The organism is Saccharopolyspora rosea (assembly GCF_025643595.1).
GTDB lineage: Bacteria > Actinomycetota > Actinomycetes > Mycobacteriales > Pseudonocardiaceae > Saccharopolyspora > Saccharopolyspora rosea.
Genome location: NZ_CP102826.1, coordinates 3131261 through 3151279 on the forward strand (window position 1 = coordinate 3131261; position 20019 = coordinate 3151279).

Here is a 20019-nt window from a genome sequence, read left to right on the forward strand (position 1 = left end):
CGACACTCCTCAGTGGACTTTCCGGGTGGCTCCGGCCCAGTACCCGTCGCGCACGCGACGGCGGTCGATCTTGCCGTTGCGATTGACCGGCAACTCGGTGACGAAGTCGACCGAGCGGGGTTTTTTGAAGCGGGCCAACCGATCGGCGCAGAAATCGATCAGCTCCTGCTCGGTCACCGCTGCCGGGGGACGGGCCACGACGACGGCCTTGACCGCCTCGCCCCAGCGCTCGTCCGGGACGCCGACCACGCACACCTCGGACACCGCGGCGTGTTCGTACAGGACGGCTTCGACTTCGCTGCAGTAGACGTTGTAGCCGCCGGAGATGATCATGTCTTTCTTGCGGTCGACGATGAACAAGTAGCCGTCGGCGCGCAGATAGCCGATGTCACCGGTGTGCACCCAGCCGTCCCGGAACGTCTGGGCGGACAGCTCGGGTTCGTGCCAGTACTCCCGCACGCAGTCCGGGCCGCGGACCACCACCTCGCCGAGCTCGCCGGCCGGTACCGGATGGCCGTCGTCATCGACCACCGCCACCTCGGTGTCGAACACCGCCCGGCCGGCCGACAGCAGCAGCTCCGGGTCCTCCTCGATGCCGCGCACGATATCCTCGCAGGTCAGCACCGTCACCCCGCTGGTGGTCTCGCCCTGTCCGTAGCCCTGCATCACGACCGGGCCGAACGCACCCACCGCGTCGCGGAGGCGTTGTGGTGAGACCGGTGCCCCACCGACCCGCACGCACCGCAGCGTGGACAGGTCCGCGGTGGCCAGGGCGGGGTCGGACAGCACCTGGTTGAGCATCGTGGGCACCAGGAAGGTCGAGGTGATCCGTTCGGACTCGACGGTGCGCAGGAACGCCTCGGGGCTCCACCGGGGGAGCACCACGACCGCGGCGCCGCGGGCGAAGGAGGCCAGCAAGCCCATCCCGGTGGCATGCGTGATCGGGCCGGCGGCCAGGTAGCGCTCGCCCGGGCACGGCGCGCCTTCGGGACTCATCAGCCGCTTGCGCATGTTCGCCAACCGATTCCGGTGCGTCTGCACCGCCGCCTTGAGCTTTCCGCTTGAGCCGGACGTGAAGTGCAGTACCGCGGGCTCGTCTTCGCGAACCTCCACCGCCACCGGCTTCGGTGAACCGCCGGACAGCAGACCCGCGTAGTCCTCGACCCCGTTGGTCCCTCCGTCGTAGCTGATCAGCGTGCAGCGCAGCCCCGCGTTCTCCACCGCCTCGCGTGCCACGTCGGCGTGCTCGGCGTCGACCAGCGACACCCGCACCCCGGCGTCGGTGAGCACGTGTTCCACCTCGCCGGCCGACAGCCGGGCGCTGATCGGCACTCGCAGGAATCCCGCCTTGTACAGGGCCAACTCGGTTTCCACCAGCTCCGCGCGGTTGTCCGCGAGGGTGCCCACTGCCTGCCCCGGCTGGACCCCGCGCGCCAACAGCGCCGAGGCCAGCCGGTTGGTCCGCTCCTCCAAGTCCCGGTAGGTCCACCGGTGCGTGCCGCACACCAGTGCCTCCTCGCCCGGCCAGAAGGTGCTGCTCCGCGTCAGGTAGCTGCCCAGGTTCACGATCACGCTCTTTTCAGTCGCGTTGTCTGCTAATAGACATCGTGTTCAGAAACGTGCTTGCTGTCAACGAGCTGCTAGCCTGTTGGCGCGGCACCCGCCGCCCGGGTCCAGGAGTCCAGCGAAGGGGCCAGTACCTTGCCGACGGTCGACCGGCGCACCCGACGCACCCGCCGCTCGCTGCGCGACGCGTTCGTCGCGTTGGTGCTGGAACACGGCTACGCCAACGTCACCGTGGAGGACGTCACCGAGCGGGCCGACCTCGGCCGGGCCACCTTCTACAGCCACTACACCGACAAGGACGCGCTGTTCAGCCAGGTGGTGTCGGACCTGCTGGCCGAACTGCACGCCCGCTTGGAGCCGCTGGTGCCGGCGTCGTCCGCGGGCTTCACCGGCAAACCCGTGTTGGAGACGTTCCGGCACGCACTGGCCGAGCGCGACCTGTACCGGATCATCCTGCGCGGCGAAGGCGACGGGCGGGCGCTGCGGCAGTTCACCGACGCCCGCGTCGCAGCCGCGGCCCAGGTCTTCCAAGCCCGGGCGGACTACCACGGCGTGACCCCGCGAATCGACATCGAAGTCCTGGCGCGCGCCTGGGTCGGCGAACAAATCTCGGTGCTGCGCTGGTGGTTGGAAGACGAGCCCCCGCGGCTGTCGCCGGAACAGGTCACCGAGATGCTGCTCGACCTCTCCCTGCGCGGTCGTTACTGGGCCAACGGATTCGATGGCGAACCCGGCGAGCGACCAGAACCGGGTGCGGCGGAAACCGCCCGATAGGTCAGCAGATCACGGCCGATCCGCGGTGTTCCAGCACGCACGCCACCGCGGCAACGGCGTCTGCCCGGCGGCCTTGGGCGCCACCACCAAGGCCCACGTCAGGGAGAACCCGGCGCACCGCTGGTGAGGCCGACGCGCTCGGCGAGTCGGTGGATGTAGCCGATGACGTCCTCGGCGGGGGCGTCCGGCAGGCCGAACAGGACCTCGGTCACCCCGGCGTCCGACCAGGCGGTCAGCGTGCCGGGATCCGGTTTGCCCGCGAGGGCGACGACTTCGGGCGCACCGTCCCTGCCCGCACCGGTCCAGAGCTCGCGCAGGTGCCGCACCCGCTCGGCGATGTCGCGTTCGGTCGGCGTGGTGATCCAGCCGTCGGCGTGCCGGGCCACCCAGGCGAGGTTGCGTTCGGTGCCGCCCGCGCCGAGCAGCACCGGGACGTGCCCCGCGCGCACCGGTTTCGGCCACGCCCAGCTCGGGCCGAAGCTCACGAACTCGCCCTCGAAGCTCGCCTCGTCCTGCGTCCACAGCGCCCGCATGGCGGTGAGGTACTCGCGCAGCGCGGTCCGCCGCCGTCCTCCCGGGATGCCGTGGTCGGCCAGTTCGTCGGTGTTCCAGCCGAAACCCGTTCCCACCACGACGCGCCCGCCCGACAGGTGGTCGAGCGTCGCGATCGTCTTCGCGAGCGTGATGGGGTCGTGCTCGGCCGGCAGCGCGACGGCGGTGGACAGCGTGATCCGCCGCGTCACCGAAGCGGCGGTCGCCAGCGCGACCCACGGGTCGAGCGTGCGCAGGTAGCGGTCGTCGGGCAGTTCGCCGGTGCCCGTGCCGGGGTGCGCGGCTTCCCGCCGCACGGGGATGTGGGTGTGCTCGGGGACGGCGAACGAGTCGAATCCCGCCTCTTCCGCGGTCCGCGCGGCCTCGGCGGGCGAGATGCCGCGGTCGCTGGTGAACAGCACGACGCCGTATCGCACCGGCACTCCTCCGATCTCCGCGATCCGCTCGGTCGCGATTAGAACACGTTCCACCCCCGTTGCGGAATGGTCGAGCAGGAGAAGGGGACGAGACTCGTCGACCGCGGCCGTCAGCCGTCCCGGTCGAACACCCGCCTGCCGGCGAACCACGTTTCCCGCGCGGTCGTGGTCGCCAGGGTTTCGACCGGTGCCTGGAAGGGATCCCGGTCCAGCACGAGGAAATCGGCCGACTTGCCGGGGGACAGGGAACCGGTCACGTCGCCGAGCCCCATCGCGTCGGCCCCGTTGCGGGTGAACACCCGGATGGCTTCGCCGAGCGTCAGCGCCTGTTCCGGCCAGAGCGCTCCGGGGTGGATCCCGGTCGGGTCCCTCCTGGTGACCAACCCCTGGATGCCTTCCCAGATGTTCGGCGACGGGCTCACCGGCCAGTCGGTGCCACCCGCGACGAGAGCGCCGGTGTCGAGCAACGTGCGGTTGGGCTGCAGCTGCGCGGCCTGCTCGGCCGGCCGCACCTTCGCGATCGCGGCCGGTATCTCGCCCGGTGTCCAGAGGAACGGAGACACGTCGGCGCTCACGTCGAGCTCGGCGAACCGCGGCCGGTCGTCGGGGTGGATGAACTGGCCGTGCGCGATCTGGAAGCGGGTCGTGCCGAACCCGGCGGCGCGCACCGCGGCCACCGCGTCGAGCGCGGCGCGCACCGACGCGTCGCCGGTGCAGTGCACCTTCGCCGAAAGTCCCGCTGCCGCGGCGTCCCGCAGCGTCGCGGTGAGCTCCTCGAACGGCAGGGCGGTCTCCCCGCGGAAGCAGTGCCCGTGCGCGCCGTCGGGCAGATACGGTTCGAGGAAGGCGGCCGTGCGGGTCGGCGGCACCCCGTCGAGGAAGATCTTGACGAAGTCCGGGCGGTGGTGCTCGCTGCGAAACCGCTGACCCTGTTCGAGCAGTGCCGGGCCGACGGGGTCGAACCCGAAGATCGGGTCGTTGATCAGCATGCAGCTCACCACCCAGGTTTCGAGCCGGCCCGAGTCGTCGAGCTGCTTGAGCGCGCGCATGATCTCCACCGAGACGGCGGCATCCTGGAACGCCGTCACACCGTGCGAGTGCAGCGTCTCGATCGCGTGCCGGCTGGCTCGCGCCAGCTGCGCGGCGCTGATCGGTGTGGCGCGCCGCGCGACGGTCTCGACCGCAACACCGGCGGCCTCCAGCAGGATGCCGTTCGGCGCCCCGGTGTCGGGATCGCGCATGATCCGCCCGCCCGGGGGATCAGCGGTGTCGCGGTCGATGCCGGCCAATTCGAGCGCCTTGCTGCTGACCCACCTGCTGTGCCTGCCGTCGTCGCTGAGCAGCACCGGTCTGCCGCCCGCGGCGCGGTCCAGCCGGCGGCGCGCTCCCTCGGTGCCCAGCGCGTCGACGAGCGTCGAGCCCCAACTGCCCCCGATGACCCAGGCGTTCTCGTCGAGCCCGGCCGCGTGATCGTGCACGGCGTCCAGGATCCGGTCCAGACCTGCGCTGGCCGGGAAGCTGAGCTCGAACAACTCCGACCTGCCCGCCAGCGAGTGGTGGTTGTGCACGTCCACCAGGCCGGGCAGCACGAAGGCACCACCCATGTCGCGCACTTCGGTGCGCGGTCCCACCCACGGCCGCACGTCCTCGGCACCGCCCACGGCCGCGATCCGCCCGCCCGCGACGGCCATGCCGTCAGCCAGCGGATTCGAATCGTCCACTGTGCATATTCTGGCGCCGGTGAGCACCAGGTCGGCGAACGGTGCGGCCGGCGTCTGCCCGCTCATCGCGCGGGGTCCAAGGTCGGCGGGTAGGCGGTGGTGCCGAGCAGGCGACCGTGCGCCCCGAAGGTGAAGTGCGTGGGCACCTCCCCCGACTCGTCGAGTCCGAAGAGGACACCGTGCGAGCGCATGCGGTGCAGATCGCGGTGGTCGGCGACGGTGACCGATGCGCACGGGATCACCTTCTCCCGCCAGGCGAAGAGGTAGATGCCCGGGCGCAGCTCGTACGCGGTGCTCTCGTCGGTGTCGGCGAGCCCCTGCTCCGGACCGGCGAGGCAGTGCCAGCTGTACCAGTGCGGGCTCAGGTAGACGTGTTCGTAGGCGTGTTCCGCGCTGTACTGCCACAGCACCCTCCTGCCGACGAGCGTGCTGGTCGGGGCCGGTGGGCGGCCGGCGGCGTCGACGCCTTCGATCACCGAAGCGACGAACCGCTGGCGAACCCTCGTCCGGTGGCTCGCGGGTTCACCGATGGTGCTGAGCACCGAGAGGGCCCGGCCGGCCGCGAGGTCGAGCACGAGGCTCACCGCCTCGTGCGGCCGGTGCTCGTGCTGGAACTGCGCGTAGACGAGCCCGGTGTCCACTTCGAACGCCTCGTAGGCGTCTTCACCCGAGCCCGCGGCCATGTCGTCCCCCCGGCCGGGGTGGTACTCCCAGGAGACGGTGTCGGCCGTGAACCGCTGGGCGATGCGGGTTCCCCGCTCGTCGGTGAGCGTGATCTCGCGGCCGTCCAGTTCGGCGCAGTGCGCCGCCTTGTTGGCGTCGAAGCCGGGGGCGAGGCCGTCGAGCGGTAACCAGGTCGAGGTGTCGGACAGGTCCGTCGGAGTCGGTGGCAACTGATCCTCCTGGTGGCAGTGGTCTTCGCCGGTGTCGTGGCGGTTCTCGCCGGTACCGGGAGGTCCTCCTCGCGTTCGTGCACGCCGGCCGAGTATCGCCCGGGATCCGGCGTCGGCCGTTGTCCGAGAGCGCTCGCCGCTGTTCCGCGCGTGCACGACCGGTGCCGGGTCTTCGGCAGCCGGGGGAGCATGCGGGCATGACCAGAGCGCGGAACGGAAAACCCGGTGCGGACGGCGGCGAGGTCGTGCTGATCACCGGAGTCGGCGTGCACCGGATCGAGCAGGTCGCGCCGGCAGCTCTCCAGACGCCGGGCCCGGACCCGGCTCGCGACCGTGGTGCCGTGCTCGCGGAAGATGTTGTGCAGGTGCCTGGTGGAGATGTAGTGCGCCGCCGCGATGCGTGCCGGACCGAGATCCGGGGCCGCCAGGTGGTCCTCGATGAAACCGCGAATCCGCCGCATCAGCGCGCGATGCGGGTCGCCGGCACCTCGCTGGACGCGGACGTCGAAGACCAGGGAGTACGGTCGGCGCGTGTCGTAGATCGCGACATCTCCCGGCCCCAGAACGACCCGGCCTGGCCGCTGGTGACCTCCAGCGGCACGAAGGAGGCGGAGACGACGTCGCGGAAATCGCCGAAGTCGCGCGTCACCGAGGTGGTGATGTTGCCCGACCTCGTCCGGCGGTCGGAGCTGGTGGTGCGACTGGTGCGTTGGCCGGTCACGAGCTACCTCCGTTGGCGTCCGTGCGGATTCGCTGTCGCGCGTGCCCTACACCTTCGGTGGTGCCGGCCACGTCCGGCAAGGGACGGCGCGGTGGCGAGCCGGGCCGGGGCGGCTCGTCCGACGTCCGGATCCGGGAACAACGGCCGGGTTCGGGGAAATCGGCGACCACGTCGAGGGGCCCGGTCGGTCACGGGGATTCCGCGAGCAGCGGATTCGCGCCCGAGGTGACCGGCCGCTCGGGGGTTGCCGGGACGTAGCGGTCCAGCAGCGCGGGGAGGTAGTCCGCGTCGAAGCCGAACGCCCCGACTTCCGGGACCAGCGCGCGCAGCCGGTCGATCGAGACGCCCCACCAGCCTTCGCCGGCGTCCACGACGGTCCGCCGCGCGGTCACCCCGAGCCTGCGCTCGATGCCGTCCACGATCCGCTCCACCGGTTCCGACCGGCCGGACGCGACGTTGACGACCTGCCCGGCGACGCGCAGCGCGAGCAACCGGTCCAGCACGTGCAGCATGTGGCGCACGTCCAGCAGGTCGCGGTAGGCGCCGCGGTACACCACGACCGAACCGCTGCGCACCTGCCGGACCAGCGCGGGCACCAGCTGCGCCGGGTTGTGCCGGGTCCCGACGAGGTGGCTCAGGCGCAGCACGAGCCAGGGTGCCCGCGACCGGGTCACCACGGCCTCCATCGCCAGCTTGTGGCGGGCGTAGGCCGACGTCGGGTGCGGGCCGTCCTCGGTGCCCGGGGAGCCCCGCGAGCCGTACATCCCGGCGGACGCGGTCGACAGGAACACCACCAGCCGTCCCTCCCGGCCGCACCGCCGCACCACGTCGCGCACCAGCCGCGCCTCGCGGTCGAACTCCGCGCGGGAGGTGGTCGTGGTCCGCGAGACCCCGGCGGCGATCACCACCACGTGTTCGTGCCGGTCGGCCAGTCCGGCCAGGTGGTGGGCGACGAACCCGTGCCCGATGATCTGCACTTCGCAAACCTTCCCGTTCTCGCCGAAATCTCGAAAAATGTCGGCGAACCAGCGCGAAAACGGTGTTCCGGTCGCATGCTCGGAAACCGGGGAAAACTGGGTGTTGAACCGCTGTCGTCGGCGGATTCGCCAGAGTAGTCCGATCGCCGGATCGCGGCAACGGAAGAATTGTCGGGCTCTTGCCCGGATGGCCGAAGGCGCTCGTGCGCGCGTGGTTCTTCCTGGTGTCATCGCTGGTCAGAAATTGTTCGCGAAGTCGGGATTCGTTCACCCGGATGGCCGATTACGGAGGGTGTTGGCGCCGGTAGTCTGACTCCGGTTGCAACGGCGCAACTGCGTACTGGGGATGGATCGAACCCGCCTGGGGGGTTTCGACGTTCTTCGTTTCCGAGCCGCGGTCGCGCGGTTTGCGGCTGTTCCGGGATTCGCCGTGGGGTGGCCTGGAAGCACGCTGTCCAACGGTTCCGCAGGATTCGTGCGCGCAATTCCGCGCGGCACGAGAAATTGAGTGGAAGGAGTGCGGAAATGGAGTTCGACCTGTCCGTCGACGAGCAGGTGTTCGCGGTTCCCGGCGAGGGCCGGGCGACCTCGGCCGCGGCCGAGGAGAAGGGCACCTACACCGTGACCACGACCTGTTGGGGGCCCTGCGTCCAGCAGTGACCCGGGCCGGTGGTGCGCCTGCGGGCGCACCACCCTCCGGCGGACGAGCACGAGGAGCGGGGACCACGATGACCGTGAACGGCGACGCCGCGAGCGCGCGGCTCGGCCTGATCGAGTACCTCGACGTCACGCGCGGGCAGGACACCCGGCGGCGCCGGCGCACCGCGTTCGCCTCCGCGCTGCTGGCCGAGGAGATCGGCTACACGCGGCTGTGGTTCCCCGAGTACCACGACCGGGGCGCGTTGAGCAGCAACCCGGTGCAGCTCAGCGCGGTCGTCGGCAGCCACACCGAGCGGATCCGGGTGGGCACGGCCGTGACGCTGCTGCGGGTCCGCGATCCGCACTTGACCGCCGAGGACCTGTGCGCCGCGGCGGCGTTCTGCGGTGACCGGCTGGACGTCGGGTTCGGCCGCGGCAACGTGGGCGGCGCGGCCGCGAAGGCGTTGCGCCACCTGCACAAGGACGACCAGGAGCTGGAAACCGCCGTGGAGACGGTGATTTCCGTGCTGGACCGCGGTGCGGAGTGGATCGAACCCATCGGCGTGCCGTACCAGCGGTGGATGCACGGCGCCGGCGGCCGTTCCGCGACGCTGGCCGGCAAGCTCGGATTCCACTACTGCCACGCCCTGTTCCTCAACCCCGACCTCGACGCGTGCGTGGCGCAGCTGGAGACGCACCGCGCGCTCGCGCCGCCCACCGCGCGCAACGCCGTCGCGTTGACGCTGGTGGCCAACGACGATCCGGCCGTCGCCGTGCTCGACGCGATCCGCCAGCCGCACTTCGTCAACTGCGCGGGAACGGTGGCCGACTGCGCGTCGACCGTGCGCAACGCGCTGCGCATGACGGGCGCGGACGAGGCCGTCATCGCGGAGCTCTCCCGCTCGCCGCAGGACCACCACCGGGCCCTGCGGGCGATCCACGCCGAGGTGGTGGGCCGATGACCGACCGACCGTGCCTGTTGCGGGTCGCCCTGCTGGACACCTCGCGCGCCGCCGACCTGGTGGCCACCGAAGACCTCGACGATGACCTCGTCGTCTCCGCCGTGACCCTCGCCGCCGACGAGCGGCTGGTGCACGACCGCACGTCGAAGCAGCGCTCCCGGGACGCGTTCCTGCGCTACGTCAGCAGGATGGGCGGCCGTGCCACGCCCTACGGGGTGTTCGCCGGGACCGCGCCAGCGCGCGTCGGACCGCGGCGGCGGCTCGTGCTGGCACCGCACGCCGACCACCGGGTCCGGGTGCGGATCGACGCCGAGGTCCTGGAAGGCGTCGTCGCGGCCGCGCTCGACGAGCTGCCGCCGCACCGGTGGCCGTTGCGGGCGAACCCGACCATCCGGCGCGTGGCCGGGCAGCTCCGCTACGCCAAGGCCGGCGACGACAGCGCCGACGTGGTGACCGTGCGCGCCACCCCGGCCATCGACGCGGTCCTGGACCTGCTCGGCGACGGGGCGCTGCCCGGCCCGGAACTCGTCGAACGGCTCCGGGAACGCAGCCCGGCCTCCTCCGCCGACGCGCTGCGCGGCTTCGTGTCCACATTGGTGGAACGCGAAATCCTCTGGCGCGCGGGGGATCTGCTCCAGCCGGGCGAGGAACCCGGCGAGCTGGCGGTGGCGCTGCTCGACCGGATCGGCGCCGCGGACCGGGCGGAGGCGCTGCGGACGCTGCGCACCGACGCCTGCGGCGTTCACCCCCTCGACGTGGACCTGCCCGAACGCCTGGACGAGGCGTGGCGCCGAGCCGTGCTCGACCTCCCGGCCCTCGGCGAGGTCCGGCACCACAGCCGGTTCCACATCGACCTGGAGGTCCGCGCTCCCGACGCCGTGGTCGACCGGGACACCGTCCGGGACCTCGAACAGGCGCTGCACAGGTTGGAGGGGATCTTCCCGCGCTTCGACGCGCTGCGGGACTTCCGCGCGGCCTTCACCCGGCGCTACGAGGACGCCGAGGTGCCGCTGCTGGAGGCGCTCGACCTGGAGACCGGTGTGCTGCGGGCGCCGCGCCGCCGGACGTCCGCGGTCGCCGACCGGGCCGGGGTGCGCGGACCGGTGCCCGACTCGCCGGCCGAGGTGCCCGCCGGGGTGCTGCGCGTGTTCGACGAGTGGCTGCGGACCGGCCGACCGGTCGACATCGCCGACTTCCCGTCCCGAGGGCGGACCTCCGCGCGCAGCGCGTGCGCGGTGCTGCTGGACGACCACGAGGGGCGGTTCCACAGCGTGCTCACGGCCGGGTTCCGGCGCAGCCCGGCGGCGATGCTGGCCCGGTTCGCGCACGGCAGCCCGGAGCTGGCCGACCGGATCCGGGCCTGGCTGTCCACCGACGACGAACCCGACGCTGCGCTGCGCGTCGAACTCGTGCACACCCCGCGGACCCGGGACGGGAACGTGCTCGTGCGGCCGAAGCTGGTGGCGGACTCCATCGCGCTGGCCGGGGCGACCGGCGGCACGCTCGGGCTGGACCGGCTGCTCGTGCGGGTGGAGGGCGAGGAGGTCCGGCTCCGGGACCGCGTGACCGGACGCCGGGTGGTCGTCGAGCTGAACTCGGCGCACTACATCCGCGCGGTCGGGGTGCACCCCACCTACACCTTCCTCGGCCACCTGGCCGGGGAGGGATCCGCGGGGTGGTCGTGGGAAGGGCTGTCCGCACTGGCCCACCTGCCCCGGGTGCACTGCGGCCCGGTCATCGTGTCGCCGGAGCGCTGGCGCCTCCGCTGCGCCGATCTCCAGCGGGTGCTGGCACACCCCGACCCGGAACGGGAGTTGCGGCGGCTGCTCGACGGGATCGGCGACCGCCGGTGGGTCGGTTTCGGGCACCACGACCAACTCGTCCCCGTCGACCTGACCTCGTCGAGCTCGGTGCGCGCGTGCGTGGCCCACTTCGCCCGGCACGACACCGATGTCGTGGAGATGCCGCAGATCGCCAGCCCGGCGGTGGCCGGGCCCACCGGCGGGCACGTGGCCGAGGTGGTCTTCCCGCTGGACCGCGGGCGGGCCGCGCCCGACCGGCGCCGGCCGACGCGCTTCGACCCGCACGCCGGGCCCCGCTGGCTGTACGCCAAGTACTACACGGGCTGCTCCACGGCCGACCTGGTGATCACCCGGCTCGCCCACCTGGCGCGGTCGCTGGTGTCCGGCGGCGCGGTCTCGGACTGGTTCTTCGTCCGGTACGACGAGGACGGCCACCACGTGCGGGTGCGGCTGCTGCCCACCGGACCGGACCGCCGCACCGAGGTGCTGGCCGCGCTCGACCGGTTCGCCGCCGAGGTGCGGGCGGCGGGCCTGGTCACCCGCGTCGCGACCGACGACTACGTGCCGGAGACCGCCCGGTACGGCGGCCCGGACAACCTGGCCCTGGCCGAGCGGTTGTTCACCGCGGACAGCGACGTGGTGGCCGCCGAGCTGGCGAACCGCCCCGACGAGCAGACGCGCTTGTTCCGCGCGGTCGCCGACGTCGTGCACTGGTGCGGGCTGCTGTTCGGATCTGTCGAGCAGAAGCAGGAGTTCCTGCGCCAGTGCCGGGACGGGCTGCGCCTGTCGTTCGAACCCACCGGGAACCGGCACGGGCACTACTACCGGCGGCACCGGTCCGAACTGGACGATCACCTCGCCGCGGTCGAGCACAGCGCGGAACTGGACGGCAGGTTCGCCGCGCTGGCCGCGTCCCTGCGCCGGGACCTGAGCCCGGAGTTCTCCGAACCGGTGCTCGGGCTGGTGATGCACATGCACTGCAACCGGCTGTTCGCGGTGGACGGCCGGCGGATGGAGTACCTGGCCTACGAGCTGGCCGCGCGCAAGGTGCGCGAGCACGAAGCGCGGCGGGAAAGGGGCACCCGATGACGACCGGTCCGCAGACCGCGACCGCGGCGACCGCGACGGCGTTGGACCTGGCCGGGCAGCTGTTCGCGGACGCCCGGGAGGGCATCGCCGGTTCGGACTCCTTCGCCGCGCACCTCGACCTGGCCTCGGCGGCGCTGGAGTTCGACCGCGCGCTGGGCGGGGACCACGGCGCGCGGGAGGCGTTCGCGCGGGGCATGGCGCTGATGCGCGGCAGCGGCGCGGTCGACCCGTGGCTGTTCGGCGGCGCCGCGCAGGCCGGGTGGACGGCGATCCACCTGTCCGGCTTCCACGGCGGGCAGGCCACCGGACTGGCCACTGTGGACAACGTCGCGCTGCGCTGGATCCGGCAGTACCCCGCCGAGCGCAACGTGGACCTGCCGATGGGGTTGCTCGGCCTCGGCGTCTACGGGCTGGCGCACCCCTCGGAGGACGCGCGGCGCACGCTGACCGGGGCGGTGCTCGACGCCCTCGACGACCGCCTGGAACGCGACGAGCACGGGCGGTTCCTGCGGTCGACCCCGGCGGTGAGCACGCTGGTCGGACCGGTGATCACGCAACGGGACACCGGGGTCGCGCACGGCAACGCGGGCCTGGTCTCCTACCTCGCCTCGGTGGCGATGAGCGACCTCGACCTCCACGACCGGGCCCGGGCGATGCTGTCCGACACCGTCGAGTGGCTGCTGCGCCAGCGGTCCGATGTGGACGGATCGGTGTTCCCGCAGTCCGTCGAGCACCGGTACGTGCCCGCCCGCAGCGCGTGGTGCTACGGCGATCCCGGCATCGCACTGGCGCTGCTGGTGGCCGCCGAAGCGACCGGATCGACCGAAATCGCCGCCGTGGCGGCGGAAACCGCGCGCACCGCGATCGAACGCGAGCACGCACGCGCCCGGGTGGTGGACGCCTGCCTGTGCCACGGGGCCGCCGGCCTGTGCTGGTTCGCGCGCCGGGTGCGGGACGACTTCGGACTGCCCGAGGCCGAGGACTACGCCCGGCACTGGCTGGACCGCATCCGCGAGGAACGCGCCGCCGGTCCGCTGCACTACCTCGCGCACGACGGCATGCGCCGCGACCACTCGTTCCTCGAAGGCGACCTGGGCGTGGCGCTGGCCCTGCTGCACCTGGCCACCGGAGCCCCACCGCTGTGGGAGGAACGCCTGCTCGCCGTGCCGGTCGGGGCGCGGCGGTCGTGACATCCGGCGGACGAGGAGGACGATGAGAGCGCTGGTCTACGCGTGGGGCACCAGGGGAGACGTGCAGCCGTACCTGGCGTTGGGGCGCGCCCTGGCCCGCGCCGGGCACGACACCGTGCTCGTCGCGCCCGCCCGGTTCGCCCCGCTCGCCGCCGAACACGGGATCGAGCTGGCGCCCTGGAACGACGAGGCGCTCGACCTGATGAACCGCCCCGACGTCCGGGAGATGCTGGCGCACGACGACCAGGGCGGCGACCAGGTCGAACGCACCCGGCGGTTCCTCCGGGAGGAGACCTTCCGGCTCTACGGCGCACAGCTCGACGACCTGTGGCGGGCGGCCTCCGACGGCGCCGACGTGGTGGTGCACTCGCAGATCTCGGCCCAGGCCATCGGTCAGGTCGCCGAGAAGCTGCGGGTCCCCGACGTGTGGGCGACGCTCTACCCCGACTACGCGCCGTCGGGGTACTACCCGAGCCCGATGCGCTCGCCGCGGTGGCCGCGTTCCCGCCTCGCCAACCGGCTCAGCCACCTCCGCTACCGCCGGGCGCGCCCGGACCCGCGGCTGCGCGCCGAACTGGACCGGTGGCGGGCCGGAACGCTGCGACTGCCCCCGCGCCGGCGCCGGCGCCGCGCCGACTCCCTGCTGCACTGCTTCAGCCGGCACGTGCTGCCACCCGCCCCCGACTGGCCGTCCTGGGTGCACACCACCGGCTTCTGGAACCTGCCGCGCCGACCGGACTGGCGGCCGGACGAGGAGCTGGAACGCTTCCTGGCGGTCGGGGAACCCCCGATCTGCGTGGGCTTCTCCAGCCAGGCGGGCAACGATCCCGCCGGAGTGGGGCAGCGGGTGCTGCGGGCGGTGCGCCGGGTCGGCGTGCGGGCGGTGGTGGTCACCGGGTGGGGCGGCATCGAGATCCCCGACCCGGGTCCGGACGTCCTGGTCGTCGACCAGGTCCCGTTCGACTGGCTGTTCGCGCGGGTGCGCGCCGTGGTGCACCCGTGCGGCGCGGGCACGTTCAACCTCGCGCTCGCCGCCGGGACGCCCCAGGTGACCTGCCCGTTCATGAGCGAGCAGATGTGGTGGGCCGAACGTCTGCACCGCCTGGGCGTGTGCCCCGAACCGATCAGGTTGCGCGACCTCACCGCCGAGTCGCTGGCCGCGGCGCTGGAACGGGCGCTCACCGACGAGTCGGTGCGGCGCAGCGCCGCCCGGATGCGCGAGCGCGTCCGGTCCGAAGGCGGCGCGGACGCCGCGGTCGCCGTGTTGGAACGCATCGTGGGGAGAACCGGATGTCCTCAGTAGACAGGGGCGAGGTGCTGACCAAGCTCACCGACTACGTCCGCCGGGAGCTGCTGGACGGCGACCCCGGCGGCGACCTGACGACCCGCACACCGCTGCTGGAGTGGGGCGTGCTCAAGTCGTTGGAGACCGCGCGGCTGGTCGGCTATCTGCGCACCGAGTTCGGCGTGCGGGTGCCTTCGTCGAGCATGGTCGGGGACAACTTCCGCGACATCGAGCGCATCGCGGACCTGGTCACCTCGCTGAGCGTGCGCTCGTGAGCGCCGCGTTCGGCCGGGTCGCGGCAGCGGTGGTCTGCCTGCTGGTCTCGCTGTCCGGCGCGGTGCCCGCCGGGGCCGCGCAGCGCGCGCTGCGGTGGGGCCCGTGCCCGGAGCGACCGGACGACGCGGCGGTGCGGTGCGCGTCGATCCGGTTGCCGGTCGACTGGGCGAACCCCGGCGGTGCCGGGTTCACCCTCGCCCTGGCCATGCGACCGGCGAACGGGTCGGCACCGCACCCGGGGCCGCTGGTGATGCACCCGGGCGGCCCGGGAGCGTCCGGTGTGGACGCCGTGCTGCACGCCGAGCAGTGGTTCAGCCCGGACCTGCTGGGCCGCTTCGACCTGGTGGGCTTCGACCCGCGCGGCGTCGCGCGCAGCGCCCCGGTGCGCTGCTCGGCAGACCTGGTCGACCGGCAACCCTTCCCGATCCCGGCGACCGAACGGGAATTCCGCGACCTGCGCGCCCACAACGCCCGGCTCGGCCGGGACTGCGCGCAGCACACCGGTCCGGTGTCCGGCCACCTCGACGCGACGAGCGTCGCGCGCGACATCGACGCGATCCGCGCCGCGCTGGGGGCCGAGCGGATCAGCTACTACGGCCTGTCCTACGGCACCCTCGTCGGCGAGCGCTACGCCGAACTGTTCCCGCACCGCGTGCGGGCCATGGCGCTGGACGGCGTGATGGACCACAGCCTCGACACGGGCGAGTTCCTCCGCACGCAGTCGGCGGGAGTGGAGGACGGCTTCCGCGAGTTCGTCGCGTGGTGCGACCGGTCGAGCACCTGCGCGCTGCACGGGCGCGACGTGGCGGCGGCGTGGGACGAGCTGGTGCGGCGGGCCGACGCCGGAGAACTGCCCGGCCCGGACGGCGCCCCGCTGAGCTGGTGGGAGCTGTCGCAGAGCGCTGCGGCGGCGTTCTCCGGCCCGCACTGGGCGGAGTTCGCCCGCGACATCGCCGACGCGCTGGCCGCACCCCCGAGCGCGCGGGCCGCGAGCGAGCTGCTGCCCGACCCGCTGGCGGTGGCCTGCCAGGACTGGTCGTTCCCGGTCACCGGAGCGGCCGAACTCGCCCGTTACGACCAGCGCAACCGCGTCGTCGCACCCCACGTGCGCGGGGCGGCGCTGCCCTGGCTGCTGGTGTCGATGTGCCAGGGCTGGCCCGCCCCGGTGCGCAACCCGCAGCACCCGCTCCGGGTGCGCACCGACCTGCCCGTGCTGCTGCTGAACGCGGTGCACGACCCGCAGACGCCGCTGTCCTGGGCCCGGCACGTCGCCGGGCAGCTGGGGGAGCGGGGACGGCTGGTCACCTACCGGGGATGGGGCCACCACGCCTACGGCCGCAACGCCTGCACGACCGGCGCCGTCGACCGGTACCTGATCGACCGGCTGGTGCCGCCGACCGGATCCGACTGCCCCGCCACCGGGGAGGACCGATGAGGCCGCGGGAGGTCTTCGTCGCCGGGCTGGGCGCGCACCTCCCGGCCGTGGTCCCCGCCGCCGAAGCGGTCGCCGCCGGGCACTGGACCGCCGAGCAGGCCGAACGCACCGGGGCGCTCGGTGCCGCGGTCGCCGGGGACACCCCGGCACCCGAGATGGCGCTGAGCGCGGCGCGTCAAGCCCTGCGGCGGTCCGGCACCGAGCCCGGCGAACTCGGCGCGCTGCTGTACGCCGACGTCTACCACGCCGGCCCGGACGGTTGGCTGCCCCACTCGCACCTGCAACGGCAACTGGGCTGCGGGCACGCGTTCGCCGCGGGAATCCGCCAGGGCTGCAACGGGCTGTTCGGCGCCCTGGAACTGGCCGCGGTGCACCTGCAGGCCGACGCGCGGCACCCCGCCGCGTTGGTCGTCGCCGCGGACAACTTCACCTCGCCGCTGCTGGACCGGTGGCAGTGCCTGCACCCGGAGCAGGTCCTCGCCGACGGCGCCTCGGCCGCGGTCCTGCGCCGGGGAGCCGGGTTCGCCCGACTCGCGTCGATCTCGTCCACCACCGTCGTGGAACTAGAGGAACTGCACCGCGGCGGCGAACCGCTGCACCCGGCCGGTGTGCTGCGCGGCAGGGCGCTCGACTACGCCGCGCGATTCCGCGCCTTCGCCCGCACCGCCGCTCCCGGCCTGGGCCTGGCCCTGGTCAAAGCCAGGACCGAACTGCTGGACCGGGTGCTGGACGAGGCGGACATCGGCGCCGCCGACCTCGCGCGGGTGGTGTGCAACCACGGTTCGCGGGCCTCGGTCGAGGACGCCCTCCTGTCCACACTGGACGTACCGCTGGAGAGGTCCAACTGGGACTTCGGCCGGCGCATCGGGCACGTCGGCGCCAGCGACCAGCTGCTGTCGCTGGAGGACCTGGCCGGCCGGGACGACCTCGTCGCGGGGGAGCACGTCCTGCTCTACGGCATGGGCCCCGGGCTGTCGCTGGCCGCCGCGGTACTGGAGATCGTCGACACCCCGCCGTGGCGGCGCTGAACGCGGAGGAGACGCATGGATTTCGGCTGGACCGACGCGCAGTCGCAGCGCTACCAGGACGCGCTCGCGGCCGTGCGCGACGGGTTCGACGCGGGCGGCGGTTTCGACGCCGACGGCTGGCGGCGGCTCGGCGAACTCGGCGTCCTCGGCGCCTGCGTGCCGCCCGAGCACGGGGGAGCGGGACTCGGCGCGGTGGACACCGCGCTGCTCTACGAGGCGGTCGGTCGCGGCTGCGCGGACACCGGCCTGGTCTTCGCCGCCGCCGCGCACCTGTTCGCGTGCGCGATGCCGATCGCCGAGTTCGGCGGCGCCGCGCTGCGCGAGCGCTGGCTGCCCGGGCTGTGCTCCGGTGAGCACGTGGGCGCCAACGCGATCACCGAGCCGGACGCGGGTTCCGACGTCGCCCGGCTGGCGACGACCGCCGTCCCGGCGCCCGGCGGTTACGTCCTGGACGGCGAGAAGTCCTTCGTCAGCAACGCCCCGGTGGCCGACGTGGTGGTCACCTACGCGCGCACCGATCCCGCGGCCGGGCACCTGGGCGTGACCGGATTCGCCGTCCCCACCGACCACCCCGGCGTGCTGGTCGGGCCGCCGATGGCCAAGCTCGGTCTCGACGGCTGCGCCGCCGCGACCGTCACCTTCCGCGACTGCTTCGTCCCGGCGCAGGACGTGCTCGGCGCTCCCGGCCAGGGCATGGCGGTGTTCCAGCACTCGATGGGTTGGGAACGCGCCTGCCTGTTCGCGACGTACCTGGGCTTGCAGGAGCGGCTGATCGAGCGGTGCGTGGCGCACGCGCGCGCCCGCGAGCAGTTCGGCCGCCGCATCGGGCAGTTCCAGGCCGTCTCGCACCGGATCGCGGAGATGCGGCTGCGCGCGGACGGCGCGCGCCTGCTGCTGCACCGCGCCTGCTGGGCGATGGACCGGGGCGAGCCGGACGTGCTGTTCACCGCGCTGGCCAAGCTCGCCACCTCCGAGGCCGCGCTGGCCACCGCGCTCGACGCCGTGCGGATCTTCGGTGGCCGCGGTTACCTGCGCGACCACGGCGTGGAGGCGGCGCTGCGCGACGCGGTCGGCGCGACGATCTTCTCCGGCACCTCGGACGTCCAGCGCGAGCTGGTGGCCTGGGAGCTGGGCCTGTGAGCGGTCTGCACGAACTCGTGGCGCGCTCGGCGCGCCGGATGCCCGACGCGCCCGCCGTGCACCACGGGGACGTGACCGCCAGCTACCGGGAACTCGACGCGCTCGCCGACCGCCTCGCCGCGGCGCTGCTGCGCTCCGGCGTCGCGGCGGGCGACCGGGTGGTGCTGTGGGTGGACAAGAGCGTCGAGGCGGTGGCGCTCACCCAGGCCGCCCTGCGGATCGGCGCGGTCTACGTCCCGGTGGCTCCGGCGAACCCGTCGGCGCGGGTCCGGCGCATCGCCGCCGACTGCACCGCCGCGCTGGTCGTCAGCGATCACCCGGAGCCGGGCGCCACCGGCCTTGAACAGCTGGCGGCCGCCGCACCGGCCGGCGCCCGCGTGCCCGTCCGCGACAGCGCGGCCGACGATCCCGCCTACCTGCTCTACACCTCGGGCTCGACCGGCACCCCCAAGGGCGTCACGATCAGCCACCGCAACGCGCTGGCGTTCGTCGAGTGGGCCGCCGCGGAAACCGCGCTGTCATCCGGTGATCGCCTGGCCAACCACGCACCGCTGAACTTCGACCTGTCGGTGTTCGACCTCTACGGCGCGTTCCACGCCGGGGCCGCGGTGGACCTGGTGCCGTCGGCGCTGGCCCACTCCCCGGCGGACCTGGTGGCGTTCCTGCACGAACGCGCGATCTCGGTGTGGTACTCGGTGCCGTCGGCCCTGCAGCTCATGGTGCGCCAGGGCGGACTGCTCGACCGGGAGCCACCGCCCGCGCTGCGGGTGTGCGCCTTCGCCGGGGAACCGTTCCCGATCGACGGGGTCCGCGCGCTGCGCGCCGCGTGGCCGAGTGCGCGGCTGTTCAACTGGTACGGCCCCACCGAGACGAACGTGTGCACGTGCTACGAGGTCACCGACGCCGACCTGGACCGGCGGACACCGCTGCCGATCGGGACTCCCGCCGCCGGGAACCGGGTGTACCCGGACGCCGACGGCGAGATCGTCGTCGACGGGCCGACGGTGATGCTCGGCTACTGGGGCCGACCGCCGCACCAGGGGCCGTACCGCACCGGGGACCTCGGCCGCACCACGACCTCGGGGCTGCTCGAATACGCGGGCAGGCGCGACGCGATGGTCAAGGTCCGCGGACACCGGGTGGAACCCGGCGAGGTCGAGGCGGCGCTCAACCGGCATCCGGCGGTCGCCGAATCGGCGGTCGTGGTGTCCGGTTCGGGCCTGGACTCCCGGCTGCACGCCGTCGTCGTCCCCGCTCCCGGCGTCCGGCCGGGCCTGCTGGCGCTCAAACGCCACTGCGCCGAACTCCTGCCGCCCTACCTGGTCGTCGACACCCTCCGGGTGGTGGACGAACTCCCCCGCAACGCCAACGGCAAACTCGATCGCGCCGCACTGCCTCGCTGAAAGCGGTTCTGCCGCAACGCGAAACCGTCGTCGGCCGCAGAGCCGGTTCGACGGCGCGCGCAGGGCTACCCGGTCGACCGGTGGGACGGCGGGCGAGTTCGGACCGCGACCGGCGGGATTGCTCGGCCGGGCGGGGGGTTCCGCAACGGT

The 20019-nt window shown here is 73.2% G+C and carries 17 protein-coding genes; 11 read left to right on the forward strand and 6 right to left on the reverse strand.

Going from position 1 to position 20019, the window contains the following annotated elements; all coding sequences use genetic code 11:
* Positions 1-9: 9 nt before the first annotated feature.
* A complete protein-coding gene (locus tag NV263_RS14550) occupies positions 10-1572 on the reverse strand; it encodes an acyl-CoA synthetase (RefSeq protein WP_263253785.1) in 1563 nt (520 codons plus the stop codon).
* Positions 1573-1701: 129 nt separating this feature from the next.
* On the opposite strand from NV263_RS14550, the gene NV263_RS14555 reads away from it, so the two are divergent.
* The gene (locus NV263_RS14555) at positions 1702-2340 is read left to right on the forward strand and encodes a TetR/AcrR family transcriptional regulator (protein ID WP_263253787.1); all 639 of its coding nucleotides are present in this window, start codon (positions 1702-1704) and stop codon (positions 2338-2340) included.
* Between the two features lie 98 nt (positions 2341-2438).
* On the opposite strand, the gene NV263_RS14560 is transcribed toward NV263_RS14555, so the two are convergent.
* The 5 genes from NV263_RS14560 to NV263_RS14580 form a co-directional block, all read right to left on the reverse strand.
* Complete coding sequence (locus NV263_RS14560; protein WP_263253789.1) at positions 2439-3308, reverse strand: LLM class F420-dependent oxidoreductase; 870 nt, start codon at positions 3306-3308, stop codon at positions 2439-2441.
* 110 nt (positions 3309-3418) lie between these two features.
* Entirely contained in the window at positions 3419-5095 is a 1677-nt protein-coding gene (locus tag NV263_RS14565) for an amidohydrolase (protein WP_263253791.1), read from the reverse strand.
* Positions 5092-5922, reverse strand: coding sequence for a molybdenum cofactor biosynthesis F family protein (locus NV263_RS14570; protein WP_263253792.1), 831 nt, complete (start codon positions 5920-5922; stop codon positions 5092-5094). The genes NV263_RS14565 and NV263_RS14570 overlap by 4 nt, the downstream gene beginning before the upstream one ends.
* 460 nt (positions 5923-6382) lie before the next feature.
* Positions 6383-6643 carry a hypothetical protein gene (locus NV263_RS14575; RefSeq protein WP_263253794.1) on the reverse strand — a complete coding sequence of 87 codons (261 nt, stop codon included), beginning with the start codon at positions 6641-6643 and terminating at the stop codon, positions 6383-6385.
* A 188-nt stretch (positions 6644-6831) separates the two neighbouring features.
* Positions 6832-7620 carry an NAD-dependent epimerase/dehydratase family protein gene (locus NV263_RS14580; protein ID WP_263253795.1) on the reverse strand — a complete coding sequence of 263 codons (789 nt, stop codon included), beginning with the start codon at positions 7618-7620 and terminating at the stop codon, positions 6832-6834.
* Between the two features lie 525 nt (positions 7621-8145).
* Here NV263_RS14580 and NV263_RS14585 point away from each other — a divergent pair.
* The 10 genes from NV263_RS14585 (at position 8146) to NV263_RS14630 (ending at position 19869) form a co-directional block, all read left to right on the forward strand.
* Complete coding sequence (locus tag NV263_RS14585; RefSeq protein ID WP_263253796.1) at positions 8146-8280, forward strand: hypothetical protein; 135 nt, start codon at positions 8146-8148, stop codon at positions 8278-8280.
* A 68-nt stretch (positions 8281-8348) separates the two neighbouring features.
* Complete coding sequence (locus NV263_RS14590; protein WP_263253797.1) at positions 8349-9221, forward strand: LLM class flavin-dependent oxidoreductase; 873 nt, start codon at positions 8349-8351, stop codon at positions 9219-9221.
* Positions 9218-12112 carry a lantibiotic dehydratase gene (locus NV263_RS14595; protein ID WP_263253799.1) on the forward strand — a complete coding sequence of 965 codons (2895 nt, stop codon included), beginning with the start codon at positions 9218-9220 and terminating at the stop codon, positions 12110-12112. The genes NV263_RS14590 and NV263_RS14595 overlap by 4 nt, the downstream gene beginning before the upstream one ends.
* A complete protein-coding gene (locus tag NV263_RS14600) occupies positions 12109-13302 on the forward strand; it encodes a lanthionine synthetase LanC family protein (protein ID WP_263253801.1) in 1194 nt (397 codons plus the stop codon). Before NV263_RS14595 ends, NV263_RS14600 begins: the two co-directional genes overlap by 4 nt.
* A gap of 22 nt (positions 13303-13324) precedes the next feature.
* A complete protein-coding gene (locus NV263_RS14605) occupies positions 13325-14605 on the forward strand; it encodes a glycosyltransferase (protein WP_263253803.1) in 1281 nt (426 codons plus the stop codon).
* Positions 14593-14862: a phosphopantetheine-binding protein gene (locus NV263_RS14610; RefSeq protein WP_263253805.1), complete on the forward strand. Its 270-nt coding sequence runs from the start codon at positions 14593-14595 to the stop codon at positions 14860-14862. Before NV263_RS14605 ends, NV263_RS14610 begins: the two co-directional genes overlap by 13 nt.
* Positions 14859-16298: an alpha/beta hydrolase gene (locus tag NV263_RS14615; RefSeq protein ID WP_263253806.1), complete on the forward strand. Its 1440-nt coding sequence runs from the start codon at positions 14859-14861 to the stop codon at positions 16296-16298. The genes NV263_RS14610 and NV263_RS14615 overlap by 4 nt, the downstream gene beginning before the upstream one ends.
* Positions 16295-17326, forward strand: a complete 1032-nt coding sequence (locus NV263_RS14620; RefSeq protein ID WP_263253807.1) for a ketoacyl-ACP synthase III family protein — start codon at positions 16295-16297, stop codon at positions 17324-17326. The genes NV263_RS14615 and NV263_RS14620 overlap by 4 nt, the downstream gene beginning before the upstream one ends.
* A gap of 15 nt (positions 17327-17341) precedes the next feature.
* Entirely contained in the window at positions 17342-18466 is a 1125-nt protein-coding gene (locus NV263_RS14625) for an acyl-CoA dehydrogenase family protein (protein ID WP_263253808.1), read from the forward strand.
* Positions 18463-19869, forward strand: coding sequence for an amino acid adenylation domain-containing protein (locus NV263_RS14630; protein WP_263253810.1), 1407 nt, complete (start codon positions 18463-18465; stop codon positions 19867-19869). The genes NV263_RS14625 and NV263_RS14630 overlap by 4 nt, the downstream gene beginning before the upstream one ends.
* The last annotated feature ends 150 nt before the right edge of the window (positions 19870-20019 follow it).

What these genes read in the sequence shown, in the direction of transcription:
- NV263_RS14595 (WP_263253799.1), top strand. Translation starts at nt 9,218, where the DNA reads ATGACCGACCGACCGTGCCTGTTGCGGGTCGCCCTGCTGGACACCTCG.
- NV263_RS14620 (WP_263253807.1), top strand. Translation starts at nt 16,295, where the DNA reads ATGAGGCCGCGGGAGGTCTTCGTCGCCGGGCTGGGCGCGCACCTCCCG.
- NV263_RS14585 (WP_263253796.1), top strand. Translation starts at nt 8,146, where the DNA reads ATGGAGTTCGACCTGTCCGTCGACGAGCAGGTGTTCGCGGTTCCCGGC.
- NV263_RS14565 (WP_263253791.1), bottom strand. Translation starts at nt 5,095, where the DNA reads ATGAGCGGGCAGACGCCGGCCGCACCGTTCGCCGACCTGGTGCTCACC.
- NV263_RS14600 (WP_263253801.1), top strand. Translation starts at nt 12,109, where the DNA reads ATGACGACCGGTCCGCAGACCGCGACCGCGGCGACCGCGACGGCGTTG.
- NV263_RS14625 (WP_263253808.1), top strand. Translation starts at nt 17,342, where the DNA reads ATGGATTTCGGCTGGACCGACGCGCAGTCGCAGCGCTACCAGGACGCG.
- NV263_RS14610 (WP_263253805.1), top strand. Translation starts at nt 14,593, where the DNA reads ATGTCCTCAGTAGACAGGGGCGAGGTGCTGACCAAGCTCACCGACTAC.
- NV263_RS14590 (WP_263253797.1), top strand. Translation starts at nt 8,349, where the DNA reads ATGACCGTGAACGGCGACGCCGCGAGCGCGCGGCTCGGCCTGATCGAG.
- NV263_RS14605 (WP_263253803.1), top strand. Translation starts at nt 13,325, where the DNA reads ATGAGAGCGCTGGTCTACGCGTGGGGCACCAGGGGAGACGTGCAGCCG.